The 21,566-nt window shown below is 71.4% G+C and carries 22 protein-coding genes; 5 read left to right on the forward strand and 17 right to left on the reverse strand.

Features of this window, described 5'->3' with window-relative positions:
- Positions 1-14: 14 nt before the first annotated feature.
- From ACIBD9_RS02795 to ACIBD9_RS02810, 4 genes are all read right to left on the reverse strand, one after another.
- Complete coding sequence (locus tag ACIBD9_RS02795; RefSeq protein WP_396713954.1) at positions 15-2,075, reverse strand: DUF5941 domain-containing protein; 2,061 nt, start codon at positions 2,073-2,075, stop codon at positions 15-17.
- A complete protein-coding gene (locus tag ACIBD9_RS02800; protein WP_396713956.1) occupies positions 2,072-2,818 on the reverse strand; it encodes an ABC transporter ATP-binding protein in 747 nt (248 codons plus the stop codon). The genes ACIBD9_RS02795 and ACIBD9_RS02800 overlap by 4 nt, the downstream gene beginning before the upstream one ends.
- Position 2,819: 1 nt before the next feature.
- Entirely contained in the window at positions 2,820-3,647 is an 828-nt protein-coding gene (locus ACIBD9_RS02805; protein WP_396713958.1) for an ABC transporter permease, read from the reverse strand.
- Between the two features lie 71 nt (positions 3,648-3,718).
- A complete protein-coding gene (locus ACIBD9_RS02810) occupies positions 3,719-5,095 on the reverse strand; it encodes an L-serine ammonia-lyase (protein WP_396713960.1) in 1,377 nt (458 codons plus the stop codon).
- 372 nt (positions 5,096-5,467) lie between these two features.
- Between ACIBD9_RS02810 and ACIBD9_RS02815 the strand changes: the two genes are divergently transcribed.
- Positions 5,468-5,677 carry a PspC domain-containing protein gene (locus ACIBD9_RS02815; RefSeq protein ID WP_030486383.1) on the forward strand — a complete coding sequence of 70 codons (210 nt, stop codon included), beginning with the start codon at positions 5,468-5,470 and terminating at the stop codon, positions 5,675-5,677.
- A 225-nt stretch (positions 5,678-5,902) separates the two neighbouring features.
- On the opposite strand, the gene ACIBD9_RS02820 is transcribed toward ACIBD9_RS02815, so the two are convergent.
- The 7 genes from ACIBD9_RS02820 to pdxH form a co-directional block, all read right to left on the reverse strand.
- A complete protein-coding gene (locus tag ACIBD9_RS02820; RefSeq protein ID WP_396713962.1) occupies positions 5,903-6,736 on the reverse strand; it encodes a DUF4230 domain-containing protein in 834 nt (277 codons plus the stop codon).
- Between the two features lie 99 nt (positions 6,737-6,835).
- A complete protein-coding gene (locus ACIBD9_RS02825; protein WP_396713964.1) occupies positions 6,836-7,999 on the reverse strand; it encodes an acyl-CoA dehydrogenase family protein in 1,164 nt (387 codons plus the stop codon).
- A gap of 44 nt (positions 8,000-8,043) precedes the next feature.
- A complete protein-coding gene (locus tag ACIBD9_RS02830; RefSeq protein WP_030329612.1) occupies positions 8,044-8,349 on the reverse strand; it encodes a type II toxin-antitoxin system VapB family antitoxin in 306 nt (101 codons plus the stop codon).
- A gap of 187 nt (positions 8,350-8,536) precedes the next feature.
- Positions 8,537-9,139, reverse strand: coding sequence for a nitroreductase family protein (locus ACIBD9_RS02835; protein ID WP_238681945.1), 603 nt, complete (start codon positions 9,137-9,139; stop codon positions 8,537-8,539).
- Positions 9,139-10,068, reverse strand: coding sequence for an aldose 1-epimerase family protein (locus ACIBD9_RS02840; RefSeq protein ID WP_396713966.1), 930 nt, complete (start codon positions 10,066-10,068; stop codon positions 9,139-9,141). Before ACIBD9_RS02840 ends, ACIBD9_RS02835 begins: the two co-directional genes overlap by 1 nt.
- Positions 10,069-10,086: 18 nt before the next feature.
- Positions 10,087-11,385: an MFS transporter gene (locus ACIBD9_RS02845; RefSeq protein ID WP_396713968.1), complete on the reverse strand. Its 1,299-nt coding sequence runs from the start codon at positions 11,383-11,385 to the stop codon at positions 10,087-10,089.
- Positions 11,382-12,011: a pyridoxamine 5'-phosphate oxidase gene (pdxH, locus tag ACIBD9_RS02850; RefSeq protein WP_396714413.1), complete on the reverse strand. Its 630-nt coding sequence runs from the start codon at positions 12,009-12,011 to the stop codon at positions 11,382-11,384. Before pdxH ends, ACIBD9_RS02845 begins: the two co-directional genes overlap by 4 nt.
- 278 nt (positions 12,012-12,289) lie before the next feature.
- Here pdxH and ACIBD9_RS02855 point away from each other — a divergent pair, with 278 nt between their 5' ends.
- The 3 genes from ACIBD9_RS02855 (at position 12,290) to sepH (ending at position 15,985) form a co-directional block, all read left to right on the forward strand.
- Positions 12,290-13,396, forward strand: coding sequence for a citrate synthase 2 (locus ACIBD9_RS02855; protein WP_396713970.1), 1,107 nt, complete (start codon positions 12,290-12,292; stop codon positions 13,394-13,396).
- A 196-nt stretch (positions 13,397-13,592) separates the two neighbouring features.
- Positions 13,593-14,720 carry a phosphoserine transaminase gene (gene serC / locus ACIBD9_RS02860; protein WP_396713972.1) on the forward strand — a complete coding sequence of 376 codons (1,128 nt, stop codon included), beginning with the start codon at positions 13,593-13,595 and terminating at the stop codon, positions 14,718-14,720.
- 185 nt (positions 14,721-14,905) lie between these two features.
- Positions 14,906-15,985, forward strand: coding sequence for a septation protein SepH (gene sepH / locus ACIBD9_RS02865; protein ID WP_196920761.1), 1,080 nt, complete (start codon positions 14,906-14,908; stop codon positions 15,983-15,985).
- Positions 15,986-16,040: 55 nt separating this feature from the next.
- Here the strand turns inward: sepH and ACIBD9_RS02870 are convergent, their stop codons facing one another.
- Positions 16,041-16,871, reverse strand: a complete 831-nt coding sequence (locus ACIBD9_RS02870; protein ID WP_396713974.1) for an alpha/beta fold hydrolase — start codon at positions 16,869-16,871, stop codon at positions 16,041-16,043.
- A 14-nt stretch (positions 16,872-16,885) separates the two neighbouring features.
- Positions 16,886-17,551, reverse strand: coding sequence for a DUF4097 family beta strand repeat-containing protein (locus tag ACIBD9_RS02875; RefSeq protein ID WP_396713976.1), 666 nt, complete (start codon positions 17,549-17,551; stop codon positions 16,886-16,888).
- Positions 17,552-17,790: 239 nt separating this feature from the next.
- Between ACIBD9_RS02875 and ACIBD9_RS02880 the strand changes: the two genes are divergently transcribed.
- On the forward strand, positions 17,791-18,558 hold the full coding sequence (locus ACIBD9_RS02880) for a helix-turn-helix domain-containing protein (protein WP_396713978.1): 768 nt from the start codon (positions 17,791-17,793) through the stop codon (positions 18,556-18,558).
- Here ACIBD9_RS02880 and thpR read toward each other — a convergent pair.
- The 4 genes from thpR to ACIBD9_RS02900 form a co-directional block, all read right to left on the reverse strand.
- Positions 18,528-19,106: an RNA 2',3'-cyclic phosphodiesterase gene (gene thpR, locus ACIBD9_RS02885; protein WP_396713980.1), complete on the reverse strand. Its 579-nt coding sequence runs from the start codon at positions 19,104-19,106 to the stop codon at positions 18,528-18,530. The two genes, ACIBD9_RS02880 and thpR, sit on opposite strands and share 31 nt — an antisense overlap.
- A gap of 13 nt (positions 19,107-19,119) precedes the next feature.
- A complete protein-coding gene (locus ACIBD9_RS02890) occupies positions 19,120-19,629 on the reverse strand; it encodes a hypothetical protein (RefSeq protein WP_238659641.1) in 510 nt (169 codons plus the stop codon).
- A 96-nt stretch (positions 19,630-19,725) separates the two neighbouring features.
- Positions 19,726-21,009, reverse strand: coding sequence for an MFS transporter (locus ACIBD9_RS02895; RefSeq protein ID WP_396713981.1), 1,284 nt, complete (start codon positions 21,007-21,009; stop codon positions 19,726-19,728).
- A gap of 72 nt (positions 21,010-21,081) precedes the next feature.
- Positions 21,082-21,531 (reverse strand): MarR family winged helix-turn-helix transcriptional regulator, encoded by a 450-nt coding sequence (locus ACIBD9_RS02900; RefSeq protein WP_030486369.1) that lies wholly within the window; start codon positions 21,529-21,531, stop codon positions 21,082-21,084.
- Between the last annotated feature and the right edge of the window lie 35 nt (positions 21,532-21,566).

Genomic DNA, 21,566 nt, shown 5'->3' on the forward strand with positions numbered 1-21,566 from the left:
CCGGCCGCCCTCCGTCAGCGCGGCGCGGCACCTCCAGCGCCCGCCGGCGCGACGGACGCCCGCGCGCTACGGGCCGGTCGCACGAACCAGGCCAGGACGACGCTCACCACGAAAACCACGAGAAGGTACGCACCGAGTGTAGCCAGTCCGATACCCGCAATACCGGCGATCGCCGCGAGGGCCAACAGCACCGAGCGCCCCTCCCAGCCCAGCGTCGCCGCGTGCAGGGGCGGTGCCGCCTGCCGCTTCTCCAGCCGGGCGGTCAGGTCGTAGTGGTGCACGGTGAGCACGAAGACGTACCCGAAGATCAGCCAGCCGGGCGCCTCGCCGACCACCCCGACCGCGATGGCGAACAGGTACTCGGCGGCCCGCAACGCCGCCGGCACCAGCCAGTCCAGCGGGCCGTTGTGCGCCGCTCCCGCGCCCAGCCCGCCGACCAGCAGCACCAGCAGCGCCACCGGCACCGCCCAGCGCAGCCCGTCGGGCGCGTCACTCAGCAGCGCCCCGACCAGCAACACCGCCGGGCCGAGCGCGGCGATCACCGCCAGGGTCAGCGGCCCCATCGGGCGGACCACCGGCAACCACCGGGCCAACGGCCCGTCGTCGCGGTGCAGGGTGGCATCGACCGTGTCCAGCACCGGCACCCACATCCAGCGGGCCCGCAGCGTCCGCAGAGCACCGGTGTACGCGAACGCCAGCACACCCCAGACCAGCACGGCGATCAGGCTGATCAGCGGGTTGAACAGCGCCACGGTCAGCGCGATCAGCGCCCACCGCTCACCGATCGGGAAGACCACCGTCCGCTTCAGCCAGTACGACACCGACCCGGTGTCCGCCTGCACCCGCGTCGAGGCCGCGTTGAGCCGGTCACCGATCCCGCCGCTGGCGTTCGTCGCCGTACGTGGCCGCCGGGCGGCCTCGTCGTGCAGGACCCCGTACCAGGTGTCGGTCATGTGCCGGACGGTCTGCAACGTCATCGCGGCGATCGCGAGCGCCCACCCGTTGCCCAGCCCGGCGTGGCTCACCCCGAAGCCCAGCCCGGCGTAGACCAGGTACTCCTTGGCCCGGTCCGCCATCGTGTCCAGCCAGCCACCCCAGGCGCTGAAGTGCCGGGTGTAGCGGGCCAGCTGGCCGTCCACGCAGTCGAGCACGAAGCCGAGGTAGAGCAGCACCGCGCCACCGACCAGGGCGGGTCGCCCACCGACCCCGAACAGCACCGCCGCGCCCAGCGCGAAGAGCACCGAGATCACCGTCACCCCGGTCGGGGTGAGCCGGAGCCGGGCCGAGAGCCGGACCAGGTACGGCGACCAGGTGCTGACGAAGTAGGTGGAGAAGAAGTCGTCCCTCTCCTTCACCGACAGCCGCAGCTCGGCCCGGTCCTCGTCGACAGCGGTCACCGCCGCCTCGGCAGCGGTCAGCCCGGCCTGGTCCTCGACCCGGTGGGCGACGAGCAGGCGTACCCGCTGGGCGAAGATCAGGGTGCCGAGCGCCGCGAGGCCCGCGAAGAGCCGGTCCACGGCGGACCCGGGGCCGCCGGTCGTGACCGACCCCCCGGCCCCGGCCCCGCCGGTCGCCGGCAGCGGCGCCACGTCGCCGGCCGGGCCGATCGGGGCGGCGACGGGGAGCATCCCGGCCGCGGCGGCCCGGGCCGCGGCGGCGAGGGTCGGCAGGTCGTCCACGCCGACCCGCAGCGCGCCGCCGAACACGCCGGTGGCGTCCCCGTCGAGGGCGTCCAACGCGCCGGCGTCGACCACCTGGCCGCGCTCCTCCCGGACCGCGGTCCGACCGGGCACCGGCGGGTCGCCGAGCACCAGCGCCACCGTGGGACCCACCGGGCTGGTGGCCAGGTGGCGCAGTACGGCGGTGTGCGCGACCAGATCGGTGCCGGTGACCAGCACGGGGGCGGTCGCGGTGGCGACCAGGTCGGTCAGCTCGTCGAGGTTCGCGGCGAAGCGCACCTCATCCGCCCCGGCCAGGCGCAACTGGGCGGCCAGGCGGTCGGCCAGCGGCTCGCCGGTCGCCGTGGTCAGGCCCGCCGCGGGCGCCCCGGCGGCGAGCACGATCGCGAGCGTCACCGCGGGACCGCGGCGTGGTACGCGTCGAGCGCCTCACCGATGGTGCCGTCGAGCGTCAACCGGCCCGCGTCGAGGTACAACCCCCGACGGCAGAACCGGGTCAGGTCCTTTTCGTTGTGTGACACCAGCACGAGCGTGCGCCCCTCCCCGAGCAGACGATCAATCGTCGCGTAACACTTCTTGCGGAACTCCGCGTCCCCGACCGCGGTCACCTCGTCCATCAGCAGGATCGGGTGCGGCAGGTGCGAGATGATCGCGAAGCCCAGCCGCACCTTCATCCCCGACGAGTAGTGCCGCACCGACGTGTCGATGGCCCGTTCCACCTGCTCACCGGCGAACTCGACGATCTCGTCGAAGTGCCGCTTCAGGTAGCTCGTCGACAGCCCGTGCAGCCCACCGACCAGGTGCAGGTTCTCCCGCCCGGTCAGGTCGTTGGAGAAACCGGCGGACAACTCCAGCAACGGCGCCACCGCGCCGTGCACCCGGATGTCGCCCTCATCTGGAATGAGCACCCCGGCGATCAGCCGCAGCAGGGTGCTCTTGCCGGTGCCGTTGCGCCCGATCACCCCGACGGTCTCGCCCGGCTCGATGCTGAACGACACGTCCCGCAGCGGCCAGAACTGACCCGGCAACGCGCCACGGGCACCCCGGTGGATGAACAACTCACGCAGCCGCAGTTGGCGGCGACGGTTGCGGACGAACCGGATGCCCAGGCCGTCCGCCTCGATGATCGGCGCCGCCATGTCAGAGCTCCTTGAGCACGGCGGGCTCCAACCGGCGGAACGACCACCAACCGGCGACCAGCACCAGCACGCTGCCGACGACAGTGGTGGCGAGCAGCCGGGCGTCCGGGAACTCGTCCGGATACCAGATCGCGTGGTGCAGCTGGAAGATCCCGACCAGCGGGTTCAGCTCGTACACCACCTTCAACCAGCCGGGCAGCCCGGACTCCCGGACCAGGCTGAGCGGGTAGATGATCGGCGTGGCGTAGAAGAGCACCCGGATGATCAGCCGCATCAACCGTTCCACGTCGCGCATCAGCACGTTCCACGCCGACAGCAGCAGGGCCAGCCCGGTCAACAGGACGCCCTGGACGGCCACCGCCAGCGGCAGGGAGAGCAGCGACCAGCCGGGGTGGATCCGACCGTGCGCCGCGTAGATCACCGCGATGGCGACCAGGATCGGCAGGCCGGCCGCGTACTCGGCGAAACGGCCGGTGACCCGGCCGATCGGAAAGACCTGACGCGGCACGTTCATCGTGGTGATCAGCCGGGACTGGCCGGTCAGCGCGTTCGTCGCCTCGCTCAGCGCCGAACTGGTCCACATCCAGGCGAAGATGCCGGTGATCAGGAACAACGGGTACGACCCGGCCGCCTCACCGAGGTGCCGACCGGTGTCCCGGGAGTAGAGCACCCCGAAGACGAACCAGTAGATGGCGCCCATGCCGAGCGGCTCGATCAACGACCAGAAGTAGCCCAGCACCGACTGCTGGTACTTGACCGCCAGATCCCGCCTGACCAGGATGCGCAGCGAGTTGCGGTGCGACCACAACGCCGCGACGCCAGCGGTCACCGCAGCCTCCCGCCTCCTGAAACGGACGACAGGTTAGCAGTCGGTGAACGATTGCCCCGAATCGACCGGACTCAGCACTCGATCACGTTGACGGCCAAACCGCCACGCGCCGTCTCCTTGTACTTGACCTTCATGTCGGCGCCCGTCTCCCGCATGGTCTTGATGACCTTGTCCAGCGACACCTTGTGCACCCCGTCGCCGCGCAGCGCCAGCCGGGCGGCCGTGATCGCCTTGATGCTAGCCACCGCGTTCCGCTCGATGCAGGGGATCTGCACCAGGCCACCCACCGGGTCACAGGTCAACCCGAGGTTGTGCTCCATCCCGATCTCGGCCGCGTTCTCCACCTGCTCCGGGGTGCCGCCCAGCGCCTCGGCCAGCCCCGCCGCCGCCATCGAACACGCCGAACCGACCTCACCCTGGCAGCCCACCTCGGCGCCCGAGATCGAGGCGTTCTCCTTGAACAGCACACCGATCGCGCCCGCCGTCAGCAGGAACCGCACCACGCCCTCGTCATCGGCGCCCGGCACGAACCGGGTGTAGTAGTGCAGCACCGCCGGAATGATCCCGGCCGCGCCGTTGGTCGGCGCGGTGACCACCCGGCCGCCCGCGGCGTTCTCCTCGTTGACCGCGAGCGCGAACAGCGTCACCCAGTCCATCGCGTGCAGCGGGTCGACAGTCCCGGCCTCCGCCTCTACCTCCAGGCCACGCCGCAGCTCCGCCGCGCGCCGCCGAACCTTCAACCCCCCAGGGAGTACGCCGTCCCGCTCGCAGCCGCGCTGCACGCACTCCCGCATCACCCGCCAGATCTCCAGCAGACCGGCCCGGATGTCCGCCTCGCTGCGCCAGGAGCGCTCGTTGGCCAGCATCACCTCGCTGATCGACAGCCCGGTGCGGGTGGTGACGTCGAGGAGCTGCGCCCCGGTCAGGAAGGGGTACCGCACCACCGTGCTGTCCGTCTTGATCCGGTCCGCCCCGGCCGCCGCCTCGTCCACCACGAACCCGCCACCGACGGAGTAGTAGGTGCGGCTGCGCAGCTCGGCACCGGCCCCGTCGTACGCCACGAAGGTCATCCCGTTCGGGTGGTACGGCAGCGACCGGCGGCGGTGCAGCGTCAGGTCCCGATCCGGGTCGAAGTCGATCTCGTGCGCGTCGAGGATGTTGATCCGCCGCTCGGTCCGGATCCGCTCGACCCGGGGGCCGACGGTGTCCGTGTCGACCGTCTCCGGCGACTCGCCGGCCAACCCGAGCAGCACCGCCGGACCACTGCCGTGCCCGTGCCCGGTGGCACCCAGCGAGCCGAACAGCTCGGCCTGCACCCGCGCCGTGTCGGCGAGCAGCCCGTCGGCCTTGAGCCCGCCGACGAACGTACGCGCGGCCCGCATCGGCCCCACCGTGTGCGAGCTGGACGGCCCGATACCGACGCTGAAGAGGTCGAAAACACTGATCATGGCTGCGCTTCCTCGCCGTCGTCCCGGCGTACGGGACCCGGCCGGGTCGTGACCACCGATCTGGCGGCCCCGATGGTGACCGTCCGGGGTATGGGTGCCGGCCCTCCGGGGTGTGGAAGGCCGATCAGCCAGCCTACCCGCCCAGCTCACCGCCCATCCGGTCCGGGACGTGAACACCCGACCACCGTCTCCCACCCGCCCACGCTCACTGCTCTCGATCGTGCTCGGGGAGGCGTCAGCGGGGGGCGGCCCGGGTAAAGCACCTACGGGTCCACGGGTCGCCGCTCCTCCTCGGGACCGAGGGCGAGGTGGCCATCCCTTTCTACCGTGGATTGCAGACGCGGCGCACCGCCGCAGAGTGGGAGTACGACGATGAGTCGCAAACTGGTCCGGCCCCGCGAGGGGCGCATGATCGCCGGTGTCTGCGCCGGCCTCGGACGGCGGTTCGGTATGTCGGCCGGAATGGTCCGGCTGCTGTTCCTGCTGTCGCTGCTGCTGCCCGGCACGCAGGTGATCGTCTACCTGATCCTGTGGGTGCTGATGCCGAACGAGGACCGCTACCTCGCCTCCACCGGCCACTGACCCGCCCGCGTACCTGACGTAATCGCAGATCTTGGACAGTTTCCGTTAGCTGCTAACGGAAACTGTCCAAGATTGCTCGGATCGCGGCCACACCGGCATCTCAGATCCGGCACATCGATGGCCAGCGAGCCGATGGGGGCCGCAGGCCCACCCGCGGGCACCAGACGGGAGCGCCCGCCCTGACGGAAGTGTCGGGGCGGGCGCTTCGGTGTACAGAGGGGCAGGTCAGGCGGCTATGTAGGTGACCGTGATCTGCTGGTAGCCGAGGGAGCGGAGCAGCCCCTCCAGCATCTTGCGGGTGTTCTCCTCGGCTCGGGCGGAGAGCCCGCTGTCCCGGGCGGCGGCGGTGATCCGGTCCTCGGCGAGCTGGTAGACCTGCTGCTGCCGGTTAGGGTCGTTGCCGACCAGGTCACCGAGTCGGTTGAGCAGACCGCGCTGCTCGGCGAAGACGTAGCTCTTCTCCATGTCGAGGTTGGTCTCGCCGAGCTGCGGCGCGGGCAGCTTGATCTCGACGGACTTGCCGTCGGCGGACTGGACGACGGCACCCTCACCGATCTTGGTGAAGTCGACGTACGCCTCGACGCTGCCGGCCCCGACGAACAGGGTGCGCTCGTTGAGCAGGAAGTCCGGAACGTTGCGCCGGTCGTTCTGCGTGTCGACCACGACCTGGAAGTTGCCTTCGGCGGCCACGTAGCGGCTGAGGTCCTGGATCGACTTCAGCAGCGGTGGCTGACTGCGGTCGGTCTGCTCCTTGGCGAACGGGTTGCGGAACTCCGGCAGGATGCCGGTCGCCTGGATGCCGAGCAGCACGACCACGGCCAGCGCGGCGGCGCCGAGCAGCAGGAGCAGCCCGCGGGCCGCCCCGCCGCCACCGCCACCGCCACCGCCGGGGCCATCGCCACCGCTCGTCGGGCCACCGGGGCCAGCAGGCCCACCGGGGTCACCCGGCGTGTCCGTGCTCCACTCGGGTGTCGCGCTCGACCGCGCCTTGAGATCGTCACCGGTCGGGTAACCGGGGAACTCTCTCGTGGGCTCGTTGCTGCCAGCGTCGCGGGCCATCACCCTCACCGTCCTCGTCAGACACGTCGTCTGTCAATGACGGTACGGCCCCGTTACGACAGTCGCGCGGCGAGCGCCAGGAAGCGACAAACGAGCAGGTCAGGCGAACGCGGATAACCCGGTGAGCCGCTGCCCGACGACCAGTTGGTGGATTTCGGAGGTGCCCTCGTAGGTCAGCACGCTCTCCAGGTTGTTGGCGTGCCGCATCACCGGGTACTCGCCGGAGACGCCGTTGGCGCCGAGGATGGTGCGGCACTGCCGGGCGATGGCAAGGGCCTCCCGCACGTTGTTCAGTTTGCCCACGCTGACCTGCTCGGGCCGCAGCCGCCCCGCGTCGGCGAGCCGGCCAAGGTGCAGCGCGAGCAGCTGCCCCTTCACCAACTCGACGGCCATGTCGGCGAGCTTCGCCTGGGTGAGCTGGAAGCCGGCCAGTGGGCGACCGAACTGGGTGCGGGTGGTCGCGTACGCCAGGGTGGTCTCCAGGCAGTCGCGGGCCGCGCCGACCGCGCCCCAGACGATGCCGTAGCGGGCCTCGGTGAGGCAGCTCAGCGGCGCCTTGAGCCCGACCGCCTCGGGTAGTTGGGCGTCGGCCGGGAGCCGGACGTCGTCGAGCACGATCTCGCCGGTCACCGACGCGCGCAGCGACATCTTGCGGCGGATCTCCCGGGCCGTGACGCCGGACGTGTCCATCGGTACGGCGAAACCCCGTACGCCGTCGTCGGTGCGCGCCCAGATCACCGCGACGTCCGCGATCGGTGCGTTGGTGATCCACATTTTCCCGCCGGTGAGCACCCAGTCGTCGCCGTCGCGGCGGGCCCGGGTCGCCATCGAGGCGGGGTCGGAGCCGTGGTCCGGCTCGGTCAGGCCGAAGCAGCCGATCGCCTCACCGGTGGCCATTGGCGGCAGCCAGCGTTGCTTCTGCTCCTCGCTGCCGTAGCGCCAGATGGCGTACATGGCGAGCGACCCCTGCACGGAGACCAGCGAGCGGAGGCCGGAGTCGCCGGCCTCCAACTCCTGGCAGGCCAGCCCGTAGGCGACCGCGGAGGCTCCGGCGCAGCCGTAGCCGGTGAGGTGCATGCCGAGCAGGCCGAGCTTGCCGAACTCGCGGGCCAGCTCCCGGGCGGGCGCCCGGCCGTCCTCGTACCAGTCGGCGACGTGTGGCCGCACCCGGTCGTCGACGAGTTGGCGGACGACGTCACGGATCTGCCGCTCCTCCTCGCTGAGCGACGGGTCCAGGTCGAGCAGGTCCAGCGGAGCGGTCATGGACGCCACCCTAACGAAGGTTCAACGGGCGACAGAAGGGCTCGTCACTCGATGGGCTCGGAGAGCACCAGCACCCGCGCGTGGATCTGGTTGCGTTGTTGCAGGGCGGCGCGCAGCGCCCGGTGCAGCCCGTCCTCCAGGTAGAGCCCGCCGTTCCACTGCACGACGTGCGGGAAGAGGTCACCGTAGAAGGTGGAATCCTCGGCGAGGAGCTTGTCCAGCGCCAACTCGCGCTTGGTGGTGATCATCTGATCCAGGCGCAGTGGCCGCGGCGGGATCTCCGCCCACTGCTTGAGCGTCAGATTGTGCTCCGGATAGGGACGCCCGTCCCGGACCGCTCTGAAGATCACGACGGCACGCTCCCCTCCCCGTGGCCGGGCCGACCGACGGCGCCGAGCCGGGCCGCGGCGGGCACCGCGCGGCGCGGCACCGATGACCGTGCCAGCCTAGCCGCCCAGCGCACGCTGCGTTCTGCTCCCTGATGTCAGTTTCGCTACCGCTCGTCCGATCTTCAACCGGACGAACCGGACGTCAGCCTCAGTTCCACCGGCCGCGCCGCACGACCTCGTCCATCGGGCGACGCCCACGGCGCAACGACGGTGACCGATGGTCAGCCGCCCGGTAACCGATTGTGACGGCACCGATGGGTTGATACTCCGCCGGCACGCCGAACGCGTCCCGGTAGGCGGCCAGCCGCTGCGGCGGAATGCCGAAGAAGCACGCGCCCAAACCCTCGTCCACGGCGGTGAGCAACATCAGCAACGCCGCGAAGCCGGCATCCACGTGCCAGTACGGCACCGGCCACCGGTCCGTGGACTGATCCGTCCAGCCCTTGTCCGGCTCCGCGTACCGCCGCAGGTAGGCCGACTCGTTGGCGTGCGGCACCACGATCAGGGGTGCTCGGCGCATGCCCGCGAGCCAGCGCTCCCGTCCACCGCCGTCGGGGGTGGTGGCGGCCCAGAACCGTTCCCGGTCGGCCGGCTCCTCCAACACCAGGAAGCCCCAACCCTGGGCGAAGCCGGCCGACGGCGCGCGGACCGCGTGGTCGAGCAGCCGGTCCACCACGTCGGGCGGGACCGGGCGGTCCGGGTCGTAGTTGCGCACCATCCGCCGACGACGGACGACCTCGGCGAACTCCATCAGGCTCCGGGGCGGATGCCCCAGGCACCCCGCCAGGTCGTGCCGGGCTTGAGGGTGAGCAGATCCTTGCCCGACCGGAACGCGTCCGGTGGGCAGGTCATCGGCTCGACCGCCACCGAGCGGCGGTGCCGCTCGCCGGTGAGGGCGTCCCCGGTGAACACCTGCCACCAGCCGAACTCGGCATCCGCCCAGATGCTCACCCCGGCCGAACCGTCCGGCGCGGAGAGGCTCACCGACGAACCGCCGTCGGCGTCCCGGATCACCTCGCCGAAGCAGGAGTCCAGCACGGCCGCGCCGATCCGGCGGGGGCTGGTCCAGTCGTACTCGGTGCCGGCCACCGGGGTCACCCCCACCGGCAGCAGTCGACCATCCACCAGCACCCGGCTCCGGGTGGGCAGCCGCAGCACCAGGTCGTCCACCGCGACGCCCGGCAGTTGCAGGTACGGGTGCACGGAGAAGCCGAACGGTGCCAACTCCTCGCCGATGTTGGTCACCTCGTGCTCGGCGCGCAGCCCGTCCGCGTCCACGCTCCACCGGCTGCGCAGCCGCAGCGGCCACGGGTAGCCGGGCTGCGGCGGCAGGTCGTAGCCGACCGTCACGGCGTCCGCCGACTGCTCCAGCAGCCGCCACGGCACCCAGTTGACCAGCCCGTGGATGGCCACGTGCCGGTCCGGCTCGGTCAGTGCGAGCTGGTGCGTCCGCCCACCGAACGGGTAGCGACCATCGCGGATCCGGTTCGGCCACGGCGCCAGCACCTGCCCGGTGCAACCGGGGCAGACCTCGTCGGTCTGGTACCCGTCGAGCAGGTCGACACCGTCGTGCCGGTACGTCCGGAGCCCACCGCCGACCTCCACGATGACGGCCTCGTGACCGGCGGCGGAGATGGTCCACTGGGCGCCGGAGAACGGGCGCTGATCGGGGCTTTCCATGCCGGCGACCCTAACCGGTCAGGCCCGGTCGTCGCTCGACGCCGTCGCCGCCCGGTAGCGCAGCAGCGCCGGGAACGCGACCGCGAGCACCACCACGAGCACCGCCGAGGCGAGCCCACCGGCCACCCAGGCCACCCCGCCGCCGAACCCGGCGGCCATGGTGCCGGCGCGCAGGTCACCCAGGCGTGGGCCACCCGCCACCACCACCGTGTTGACGCCCTGGAGCCGGCCGCGCATCCGGTCCGGTGCGTAGACCAGCAGCATCGACTGACGCAGCACCGCGCTGATCAGGTCGGCGGCACCGGCCACGGCGAGCAGCACGACCATCAGCCAGAGCTGGTGGGCCAGGCCCGCCGCGGCGATCGCCAGACCCCAGCCGACCACCGCGAGCACCAGGCCGAGCCCCTGCCGGCGGAGCCGGCCGATCCAGCCGGAGGTCAGTCCACCGATCATCGAGCCGATCGCGATGGCGCTGTAGAGCAGACCGACCGCGCCGCCGCCGCCGAACCGCTCGTGCGCGATCTCCGGAAAGAGGGCCCGTGGCATGGCGAGGATCATCGCGATCAGGTCCACCCCGAAGGACAGCATCAGTACCGGGGTGGTGGCCAGGTAGCGGAACCCGTCGACGACGCTGGCCAGGCCGGCACGTCGGGCCTGGCCGTCTTCGGTGGGCTCGGGCGGGAGCGAGGGCAGCCGCAGCGCGGCCCAGAGCATCGCCGTGAACAGCACCGCGTCCAACCCGTACGCGATCGGCAGGACCACCGTGGTGTCCGGCGACGCGGAGAGGATCAGGCCGGCGGCGAGCGGGCCGGCGACCGAGGCGGCGGTGAAGGTCGTGTAGTTCAGGGTGGTGGCGGACGCCACCAGCCCTTCCGGCACCAGCCGGGGCAGCATGGCGCTGCGGGCCGGCGAGCTGATCGCGAAGGCCACCGACTGCAACGCCATCAACGCCAGCAGCAGCACCGGGCTGCCCACGTTCAGCAGCGCCTGGACCAGCAGACCGAGGGTGGATGCCCAAAGCAACAATGAGCCGCCGAGCAGCACCGCACGCCGGTCGCGGGCGTCGGCGACCGCGCCGCCCCAGAGCCCGAAGACCAGCAACGGTACGAAGGCAGCGACCCCCAGCAGGCCCACCCAGAACGAGTCCCGGGTCAGGGCGTACATCTCCACCGGCACCGCGACGGCGGTGAACTGGAAGCCGAACATCGCCACGGTGTTGCCGAGCCAGAGCCGCCGGTACGCCGGTACCCGCAGCGGTCGCACGTCGATCGCCCAGCGGCGCGCTGCGCGCGGCCGGGTCTCCTGCACACCCGTCACGGCGCCAACCGCTCGACGATCCAGTCACCCTCGTCCCGGCGACGGAAGCGGAGCCGGTCGTGCAACCGGCCGGCCCGACCCTGCCAGAACTCCACCGACTCGGGCTGGACCCGCAGCCCGCCCCAGTGCGACGGGGTCGGGATCTCGGCCTGGTCGGCGAACCGTTCGGCCGCCTCCTCGTACCGCTGCTCCAACGCCGCCCGGCCCGACACGACCTGGGACTGCGGGCTGGCCCAGGCGCCCAGTTGGGAGCCGCGCGGCCGGCTGGCAAAGTAGGCCTCGCTCGTCGCGCGGTCGACGTGCGCGACCCGCCCGGCGACCACCACCTGCCGCTGCATGGGAAACCACGGAAAGACCAGACTGGCGTACGGGTTGGCGGTCGCCTCGACGCCCTTGCGCGACAGGTGGTTGGTGAAGAAGACGAAGCCCTCCGGGTCGTACCCCTTCAGCAGCACCGTGCGCCCGCTCGGCCGGCCGGCCGGGTCGGCGGTGCCCACCACCATGGCGTTCGGTTCGGGTAGCCCGAAGGCCACCGCGTCGGCGAACCAGCGGTCGAACTGGGTGTGCCAGTCGCCGGCCAGGTCAGCCTCGGTCAGGCCCAGGTCCGCGGCGTACTCGTTACGCATCGCGGCCGGGGCGGGTGTGTCACCCGTCACGTCCCCACTCCTTTTCGGGGGCCCCGCCAGCACCCTCCCGCGCTGACCAGCCCGCCCTGCCCAGTCTCACTGAGCCGGGCGGAGAATGCGCGTCCGGGGATGTCGCGTGCAGCACAGTCGCAGCGGGTCGCGTATCCCTTACTCAGCAGGCAGTATGTTCCGAACACATCCCTGAGGGTCGCCTAAGGCGCTCGGCCGATCGGGCCGGATGAGCGATCGGGCGCACCGACCAGATCCAGGAGAGCGACATGGCCGATTTCAAACCCGGGCTGGAGGGCGTCGTCGCCTTCGAGACCGAGATCGCCGAACCTGACCGTGAGGGCGGCGCGCTGCGCTATCGCGGAGTCGACATCGAGGATCTGATCGGCCAGGTGTCGTTCGGCAACGTGTGGGCACTGCTGGTCGACGGCCGGTTCGGGCCGGGCCTGCCGCCGGCGGAGCCGTTCCCGGTGCCGGTGCACTCCGGTGACATCCGCGTCGACGTGCAGTCCGCGGTAGCCATGCTGGCCCCGTACTGGGGTCTCAACCAACTGCTGGACATCTCCGACGAGCGGGCCCGTGAGGATCTCGCCCGGGTCTCGGTGACCGCGCTCTCCTTCGTCGCCCAGTCCGCCCGCGGCCTCGGCCTGCCGGCGGTGCCGCAGAAGGAGATCGACAAGGCGCAGACCATCGTCGAGCGGTTCATGAAGCGCTGGCGCGGCGAGCCCGACCCACGGCACGTCAAGGCCGTCGACGCGTACTTCATCTCGGCCGCCGAGCACGGCCTGAACGCGTCCACCTTCACCGCTCGCATCGTCGCCTCCACCGGGGCGGACGCGGCCGCCTGCATCTCGTCGGGCATCGGCGCCCTCTCCGGGCCGCTGCACGGCGGCGCCCCGTCCCGGGTGCTCAGCATGCTGGAGGCGGTGGAGCGCAGCGGCGACGCCGAGGGCTACGTCAAGGGCGTCCTCGACCGCGGCGAGCGGTTGATGGGCTTCGGCCACCGCGTCTACCGTGCCGAGGACCCGCGCGCCCGCGTGCTCCGGCGCACGGCCAAGGAGCTGGGCGCGCCGCGCTTCGAGATCGCCGAGGCGCTGGAGAAGGCGGCCCTCGCCGAGCTTCAGGCCCGCCGCCCGGACCGGGTGCTGGCCACCAACGTCGAGTTCTGGTCGGCCGTCGTGCTGGACTTCGCCGAGGTGCCGGCGCACATGTTCACCTCGATGTTCACCTGCGCACGGATGGGCGGCTGGAGCGCGCACATCCTGGAGCAGAAGCGCCTCCAGCGGCTGGTCCGTCCGTCCGCGCGCTACATCGGCCCGGAGTCCCGTAAGCCGTCCGAGGTCGAGGGCTGGGCGGCCATCCCGCACGGCGTCTGAGCGGTATGACAGGGCCCCTTCTCGACGCCGGCGCGTCGAGAAGGGGCCCTTTTCGATAGCTGCCGGGGCCGACTGTGGCGAAGGACTCAGACCGACCGCCGGGACCCCGCCCATCGCCGTCCGGCGCGGGTGCGAGGATGGGGGCCGGCAGTGTCGCCGGGCCCGCCCTCGCCCTTGCGGAAGGATCTTCAAGACCGTGGCTGACGCACCGATCATCCGGATTCCCGATGAGATCAAGCCCGCCGACGGACGGTTCGGCTGCGGCCCGTCCAAGGTCCGCCCGGCGGCGGTGTCCGCTCTCGCCGAGGTCGCGACCAGCTACCTCGGCACCTCGCACCGGCAGAAGACGGTCCGTGACCAGGTGGCCCGGCTGCGCTCCGGCATCGCCGAGTTCTTCTCGCTGCCCGAGGGCTACGAGGTGGTGATCGGCAACGGTGGCACCACCGCGTTCTGGGAGGTCGCCACCTTCGGCCTGATTCGCGACCGGGCCCAGTTCGCCAGCTTCGGCGAGTTCGGCGCCAAGTTCGCCAAGTCGGTCAAGGACGCCCCGTTCCTGGGTGAGCCGACCGTCCGCAAGGCCGACGCGGGCAGCGCGCCGACCCTGGTCGCCGAGTCCGGCGTGGACGCGTACGCGACGCCGCAGAACGAGACCTCGACCGGTGTGGCAGTCCCGATCGGCCGGGTGGCCGGTGCCGACGAGGGCGCTCTGCTGCTCGTCGACGCGACCTCTGGCGCGGGTGGCCTGGAGGTCAACGTCGGCGAGACCGACGTCTACTACTTCGCCCCGCAGAAGTGCTTCGGCTCCGACGGCGGTCTCTGGCTGGCCCTGATGTCGCCGGCCGCACTGGACCGGGCCGCCGAGATCAAGGCGTCCGGGCGCTACATCCCGGCCTTCCTCGACCTGGTCACCGCGATCGACAACTCGCGGCTGGAGCAGACCTACAACACGCCGGCGCTGGCCACCATCTTCCTGGCCGCCGAGCAGACCGACTGGATGAACGCGCAGGGCGGCCTGTCCTGGGCGGCGAAGCGCACCGCCGAGAGCGCCGCCGCGGTCTACGGCTGGGCCGAGAGGTCCAGCGTGGCCACTCCGTTCGTCACCGACCCGGCGCTGCGCTCCAACGTGGTCGCCACCATCGACTTCGCCGACGGGGTGGACGCCACGGCGATCGCCAAGGCGCTGCGCGCCAACGGCATCGTGGACACCGAGCCCTACCGCAAGCTCGGTCGCAACCAACTGCGGGTGGCGCTGTTCCCGGCCGTCGAGCCGGCCGATGTCGAGGCGCTCACCGCGTCCATCGACTACGTGGTCGAGCGACTCTGACGTTCGTCACGGTCGGTGTCCGTTGGGGCCTCCACGGACACCGACCGTGATCATCGCCGCAGCTCAGTCACGACATGCGGGGTGTCGCTTCCCCCACCCCGAGGCAGATGCGCGTACGGTGGTCCGAGACGCCTGGGTGGCCGACTCGTGGCGTGCGGCCAGCGAAGCGGGACGGAGGCAACGCTATGCGCCCAGTACGCTTCGTCGCCCTCTCCGAGGACGGCCATGCCCTGGTTCTCGCCGACGAGGTTGGGCGGCTGCTCGCCCTGCCGATCGACGAACGGATCTCCGGTGCGCTGCACGCCGAGCCCGGTGCGCCGCCGCTCGCGGTGGCGCCGACCGCGGCCGACCCGGTTCCGTCACTGTCTCCTCGGGACATTCAGGCCCGCATCCGCTCCGGTGAGTCCGCGGAGGATGTCGCCCGGATCGCCGGCGTGCCGGTCGACCGGGTGCTGCGCTACGCCGGCCCGGTGTTGCAGGAGCGGGCGATGCTGGCCCAGCACGCCCGCCGCACCCGCCTCAAGGGCGCGGAGAAGCCCACCCCGCTCGCCGAGGTGGTCAACGGTCGGCTGAGCCAGCACGGCATCGACACCGAGAAGATCTCCTGGGACGCGTACCGGCGTGACGACGGCACCTGGCGGATCATCGCCACCTGGCCGTCGGGCAAGGCCACCGCGCAGGCCATCTGGGATCTCGACAAGACCCGACAGTCGGTCGCCCCACACGACGACATGGCGCAGTACCTGTGCGCCGAGCGGCCCACGCCGATCCTCGGCCAGGAGCCGGCACCGGAGCGGGGCGGGCACGCCCTGCCTGGTCCGTCGCGTGGTGAGCCGAGTCGTGGCGGGCACGGGTTGCCGGCGGCGTCCGAGCACCCGCGTCCTGGCCGTGATCCGATCCGGGCCGGTCGTGACGCGCTGCTCGCCTCTCTGGACCGCCCGCTCGGCGCCTCGTCGGGTCGCGGGCTGGAGCCGCGTACCCCGGCTGCCCTTGCCGGGTCGGACGCGCCCCGGCAGCGACCAGTCGGTGGAGGTGCGGCCGCGCTGCTCGGCGGTGGTCAGGGCTCGGCCTTCGACGACGATTCGGACGCGCCCAAGGAGGTGCCGGCCGTGCCGTCGCTGGCGGTGCTGCGGCCCCGCCGGACGGGCGCTGCGGCGGCCGCCGGCGGCGAGTCCACCGACGCCAACGGCAAGCCGCGCAAGCGGCTGCCGAGCTGGGACGACGTGCTCTTCGGCAGCGGCCCGGCCGCCCGCGAATCCTCCTGACGCTTCGCGTTGACGGGTGACCCTGCGGTCACCCGTCAACGCGAGCGCCCGAACCTCACCGGGCGTCTCCAACCCCTTCGGGATGAGGGGCGGCGACCCCGCGGACGGCCTCGGCGACGGCGCGGAAGTCCTTCTTGAGGATCGCACCGTGGTTGCTGGCGACCTTCGCGCCGATCGTGATGTTCGGGTTGCGGGCGGTCACCGCGTCGAGGCTGGCCCGGATCTGCTCCTGCTCGTCACCGCGACTGCCGAGGGACGTTCCGGAGGCGACCACGTACCGCACCGGGACGGTGATGGCGTCCAGCACCGGGCCCAGTTCGCGCTCGCGGGAGAGTTCGCCCAGTTCGATGTTGCTGTCCGCCATCTGGTCGGCGTTCATCCGCGGGGTCAGGCCGGTCGGGCGCAGCAGCGGCATGAACAGGTTCATCCGTCGGAACATCTTGCGGATCCGCTGCGCCATGGCATCGTCGAGCCAGTCGTGCGGGAACGCGCCGTCGACCAGGACCACGCCCAGGGCCCGCTCCGGGTTCCGGTTGGCCCAGTGCGCCGCGACCACCGCTCCGTAGGACCAGCCCACCAGCACCGCCTGGTCCACCCCTCGGGCGGCGAGAACGGCGTCGACGTCCCGAACCGCCGCCTCGAACGTGTAGTCGGCTGAGCGCTTCGACTTCCTGCCGCGAGCCCGCTCGTCGTAGGTGATGTGCCGGAACCCGGTACCCAGCTCGGCGATGACCCGCCGCCAGTAGCCCTGGGTGGCGAACTGGCCGTTGAGGTAGACCACGGGGATGCCGGGGCCGCCGGTGTCGGTGACGGCCAGGGCCGTGTCGTCGACCGACACCATGCCGGTCCAGGTCGAGTTGGTCGAGGACATGCTGTTGTTCGTCATATCGATCTGTCCTTTCAGAGGCTGCGGGCGTTGATGTCGCCCTGCAGGGTGCTGGCGTGGATGTCGAGCTCGACGCTGCCGTCGTTCTTGAGGGTGTTGCTGACGCGGCCGTGGCCGGTGCCGGCATCGAGGGCCGCCGAGACGCCGGCCGCCGCCGCGACCGAGATGTCGCCGGACTGGGTACGGAGGACGACCTTGCCGCGCAGGGCCTCGGCGACCCTGATGTCACCCCGGGCGGTGCTGATCTCGGCGGGGCCGTTGAGCCGTCCGACCTCGACGTCGCCGTCGATCGCGGTGAGGCGAACACTCGCGGCCTCGTCAATCTTGATGTCCCGGTACGCCCCGTCGACGGCGACGTCGCCGAGGCGGCCGACGCCCCGAAGCTCGGCGCTGGCGGCCTTGGCCTCGACGTGGGAGTCGGCGGGCACCCGGACGGTGACCTCCAGAGAGCCGGAGGGACCGAAGAGCTTGTTGATGGGACGTGCGGTCGTGATTCGCAGGACGCCGTCGGCGTAGGTAACGGTGGTCTGCTCGGCGGCTCTGGTGTCACTGCTCTTGGCGGGGTCGGCCGGGAGGACCTCGACGGTGGTGTCGGCGCGGTCCGCGGCGATGAGCTGGATGCGTCCGGCGGGGATGTCCAGGACGGCGGAGATGGGGGCGGGTGTGTCGAAGGTCTGCATTGTGCTCTCCCAGGTTTGGCGCTTGTTTCTGATATGGGAAACGCTACGTTGCTTTCCAGTTTTTGCAACAACCTTGTTGCAGCGAATCGCTGTTATGGCTGTTCGGACTCGTAATTTTGTTGCAACGACCCAGGATCTAATGCAACGCAATCCACGTCGCCGTTGCATTGGCATGCGGGTTAACGCTATGGTGGCGGAGTCGGGGGCCGCCGCCCTACGGGACCACGAGGGAGATCGCGATGCCGGGAGGCAGGCTCAGCCAGCAGGAACGCCAGCAGATCGCGCTGGGGCTGGCCGACAGCCTCCCCTACGCCGAGATCGCCCGACGCCTCGACCGTCCCACCTCGACGGTCACCCGCGAGGTGATGCGCAACGGCGGCCCCACCGGCTACCGCGCCGATCTGGCCCACCGCGCCACCGAGCGCCGCGCCCACCGGCGCAAGCCCGCTTCTTCCCGTGGGACTGAGGCGGCCCCCCGACCGGACGGACGCGACTTCCAGGCCGTGGCCGACTACGAGGAGACGTTCACCACCGTCCTCATGGCCTCCGGTCTGAACAAGATGGGCGCCCGAGTGTTGACCAACCTGTTCCTCACCGACTCGGGCAGTCTCACCGCGTCTGAACTCGCCCAGCGCCTCCAGGTCAGCCCGGCGTCGATCTCCAAGGCGATCACCTTCCTGGAGAGCCAGAGCCTCGTCCGCCGCCAACGCGACGAACGCCGCCGCGACCGCTACGTCATCGATGACGAGCTCTTCTACCAGGCGACGATCGCCAGCGCCCGGGCCAACGACCATCTCGTCGCGACCGCACGCCAGGGTGTCGCCCTCCTCGGAGCGCACACCCCCGCCGCCGCCCGGCTGGAGAACATCGCCCGCTTCCTCGACTTCATCAGCGAGAGCATCACCCGCGCCGCCGAACAGGCCCGCGAGGTTCTCCGCAGCGGGCCCTCCACCGCGACCAGCCACGTGCCGCCGGGTCACAGCGACCAGGCGGCAATCCGCTCGTAGCGCGGTCGGCCACCGAGGTGGCTGCGCATTAGCAGCAGCTCCGACGCCGGCCACGATGGCCCTTCGTATCCGTCCAGGCTGGCCCGGTCGGCCTCGACGTCGGCCGGGTCCATCCGGTCGCCGGGCCGGGCGACGGTCAGGTGCGGCCGGAACGGCTTCTGGTCGCACGGCAGCCGGCCGTGGCTCAGCCCGGACCGGATCAGCCCGGCCAGCACGTGCAACGCCTCGACCTCCCCCCGCAGGTCCACCCAGAGCACTGTGGACCGGTCCCGGCCGAACCGGCCACCGCCGCCGAGACTCAGCCGGGGCGCGGCGTCCCGGCCGTCCCGGAACCGCTCGGCGGCCAAGCCGAGCGCACTCTCCACCTCGACCAGCCGGGCAGACTCGACAGCACCGAGAAACGCCAGGGTGAGGTGCAGGTGGGCCGGGTCGGCGAGCCGGACGTTGACGCCAGCGGCGGTCGCCGCCGCGACGCGCAGACGGGCGACCTGTGCGCCGAGGTGATTGATCGCACCGACGGGCGGGCGGACCGCGACGAAGAGTCGCACGGCGTACGGCCGGTCAGCGGTGTCGCTGCCGGTGCCCGGCCCGGGCCGCCGGAAGGGCCAGCCCGGCGGCGTGCAGCACGCCCTCCACCCGGACCCGCTCGATCTCCTGATCGACGCCCTCCAGCTCGGCGAGGTGCTCGGCGATGCCGAGGGCGCGACAGGCAAGGCGAAGCCGGTCGTCGTACGCCTGGAGCAGCGCGCTGTGCCAGACCATCGAGCGACCGCTCCCGCCGACCCGCTGACCGCCGAGACGGCGCAGGTCGGCGGCGAGCTGCTCCAGCGGCCGGCGGTCAACACGGTCGAACTCGCTGAGGTCGATGTCCCGGGTCAGCGCGTCGGCTTCGACGGCCCGGTCGAGACGGGCGATCGTGCGTTTCTCCCGTCGGCGGTCACGCCACTCGGACCAGCCGCAGACCACCCGGTCGACGATCTCGTCGTAGCAGAAGAGCAGGGCGAATGCCGCCGGCAGAGTGGCCACGGCGAGGAACGCCAGGGCCAGCATCAGCGCGCGTCCGACTCCCACGTATCGACGCTAAGCCCCATCGTGCCGCCCCGCCACCGGTTTGGCCGCATCCGCGCGATCCGCGCAACCGGACGCGGCCCGGCCACGCCCTAAACCTCAGCAGTCGGTGGAGGTGACGTAGAAACGAGGCATCGGCAGCACCCGGAAACGCAGCCGGGCACCGGAGTGGCGTAGCTGCCAGGTGAGCGCGGTCAGCGCGGCGGCCAGCGAGATGAGCCCGCCCATCCAGATGCTGGCACCGGCACCGAAGTGCTCCGCGACCCAGCCGATCAGCGGCGCGCCGACCGGGTTGGTGCCCAGGAACACCAGCACCCACAGGGCCATCACCCGCCCCCGGAAGGCCGCGTCGACGCCCATCTGGATCCGCTGGTTGGCGGCCTGGGCGAAGAAGACCATGCTGAAGCCGGTCGGCACCAGCAGCACCACCACCAGCCAGTACGCCGAGGAGAGGCCGACCATGGTGCCGAAGCCGGCGCAGGCGATCGCCGCGCCGAGCACCAGCCACACCGACGGGCGGCTACGCCGACCGGTGCCGCTGAGCGCGCCGCCGAGCGCGCCGACGGCCAGTGCCGTGCTGAACAGGCCGAAGGAGGCGGCACCGGTGTGGAAGACCGTCTTCGCCAACGCGGCCAGGGTGAGCTGGAAGTTGAACAGCGACATGCCGATCACCGACATGATCGCCATCGGTAGCAGCAGGTCGGGGCGGCGCCACACGTACCGCAGACCGTCGACGACCCGGGCGGACGCCCGCTCGTCGCGCGGCAGCAGGGCCTCGCGGTGCAGCTCGGTTGTCCGCATCCGGACCACGTTGACGAGGGGCGCGACAGAGCTGACGGCGGTGAAGAGGAAGACCGGGCCCACGTCGAACGCGGCGATGGCCAGGCCGGCCACGGCCGGGCCGACGATCCGGGCGGAGTTGAACACGGCGGCGTTCAGCGACAGCGCGTTGGGCAGCAGCGGCGTGCCGACCAGCTCGGAGACGAACGCCTGCCGGACCGGGGTCTCCACCGCGTTGGCCGTGCCGAGCAGCGCGGCGAAGGCGAAGACGTGCCAGAGCTGCACCAGGTCGGTGAGGACCAGCAGGGACATGCCGAGCGCCAGCAGACTCCAGAAGGCGTTGGCGGCGAAGAGCAGCACCCGCTTGTCGTACCGGTCGGCGAGCCGGCCGGAGAGCAGGGTGAGCAGGAGCACCGGCGTGAACTGGCAGGCGGTGACCACGCCGAGCGCGGTGGCCGAGTTGTTGGAGAGCTCGAGGACGAGCCAGTCCTGGGCGATGAACATCATCCAGACGCCGATCAACTTGATCAGCTGCCCGGACGCGAAAAGGCGGTAGTTGCGGACCTGTAGGGACTGGAACATCGTGCTCAGCTTCGCCTGCACTCTTGGTGCGCCTCCTCCGGACGTACGCGTCATCGACAGGTGACGGCACGGACCCGGTGGCGCGGGTGCGGCTCAGGCGCGAGCGAGCTGCTGAAGAATCTCGGCGGCCCTCTGCAGGGTCTCCCGTTCGTCCTCGTCGAGTGCGGCCAGCCGGTGGGCCAGCCACTCGTCGCGGGCCCGCTCGAACTGGTCGAGCACGGCCTGCCCTCCTTCGGTCGCCGCGAGGATGACCTGCCGCCCGTCGGTCGGATGGGGTGTCCGCCGCACGAGGCCGCGGTCCTCCAACTTCCCGACGATCTTGGTCATCGTCGGCGGCTGCACCCGCTCCACGTCGGCCAGCTCCCGGGGCGTCATCGCGCCCGCCAGCCGCAGGCTGGTGAGCGCGGAGACCTGGGTGACCGTGAGGTCGCCGACCGGCCGGGCCTGTCGGACCCGCCGGTTGAGTCGGGTGATCGCATCACGCAGCTGGGGAGCCAGCTGCGCCGGTGGCACGCGTTCCGCCGTCACCGTCCGCTCCGTCACAGTAGTTAGCTTAACTAATGAGCCTGGCTAACGAC

It is taken from the genome of Micromonospora sp. NPDC050784 (assembly GCF_044456765.1).
Taxonomy (GTDB): Bacteria; Actinomycetota; Actinomycetes; order Mycobacteriales; family Micromonosporaceae; genus Micromonospora; species Micromonospora foliorum.

Excerpts from the sequence above, each read along its gene's own strand:
- sepH (WP_196920761.1), top strand. The coding sequence starts at position 14,906 with ATGCGCCCAGTACGCTTCGTCGCCCTCTCCGAGGACGGCCATGCCCTG.
- ACIBD9_RS02820 (WP_396713962.1), bottom strand. The coding sequence starts at position 6,736 with ATGGCCCGCGACGCTGGCAGCAACGAGCCCACGAGAGAGTTCCCCGGT.
- ACIBD9_RS02855 (WP_396713970.1), top strand. The coding sequence starts at position 12,290 with ATGGCCGATTTCAAACCCGGGCTGGAGGGCGTCGTCGCCTTCGAGACC.
- ACIBD9_RS02815 (WP_030486383.1), top strand. The coding sequence starts at position 5,468 with ATGAGTCGCAAACTGGTCCGGCCCCGCGAGGGGCGCATGATCGCCGGT.
- ACIBD9_RS02810 (WP_396713960.1), bottom strand. The coding sequence starts at position 5,095 with ATGATCAGTGTTTTCGACCTCTTCAGCGTCGGTATCGGGCCGTCCAGC.
- pdxH (WP_396714413.1), bottom strand. The coding sequence starts at position 12,011 with ATGCGTAACGAGTACGCCGCGGACCTGGGCCTGACCGAGGCTGACCTG.
- ACIBD9_RS02840 (WP_396713966.1), bottom strand. The coding sequence starts at position 10,068 with ATGGAAAGCCCCGATCAGCGCCCGTTCTCCGGCGCCCAGTGGACCATC.
- ACIBD9_RS02880 (WP_396713978.1), top strand. The coding sequence starts at position 17,791 with ATGCCGGGAGGCAGGCTCAGCCAGCAGGAACGCCAGCAGATCGCGCTG.
- ACIBD9_RS02835 (WP_238681945.1), bottom strand. The coding sequence starts at position 9,139 with ATGGAGTTCGCCGAGGTCGTCCGTCGTCGGCGGATGGTGCGCAACTAC.
- ACIBD9_RS02875 (WP_396713976.1), bottom strand. The coding sequence starts at position 17,551 with ATGCAGACCTTCGACACACCCGCCCCCATCTCCGCCGTCCTGGACATC.
- ACIBD9_RS02800 (WP_396713956.1), bottom strand. The coding sequence starts at position 2,818 with ATGGCGGCGCCGATCATCGAGGCGGACGGCCTGGGCATCCGGTTCGTC.
- ACIBD9_RS02825 (WP_396713964.1), bottom strand. The coding sequence starts at position 7,999 with ATGACCGCTCCGCTGGACCTGCTCGACCTGGACCCGTCGCTCAGCGAG.
- ACIBD9_RS02870 (WP_396713974.1), bottom strand. The coding sequence starts at position 16,871 with ATGACGAACAACAGCATGTCCTCGACCAACTCGACCTGGACCGGCATG.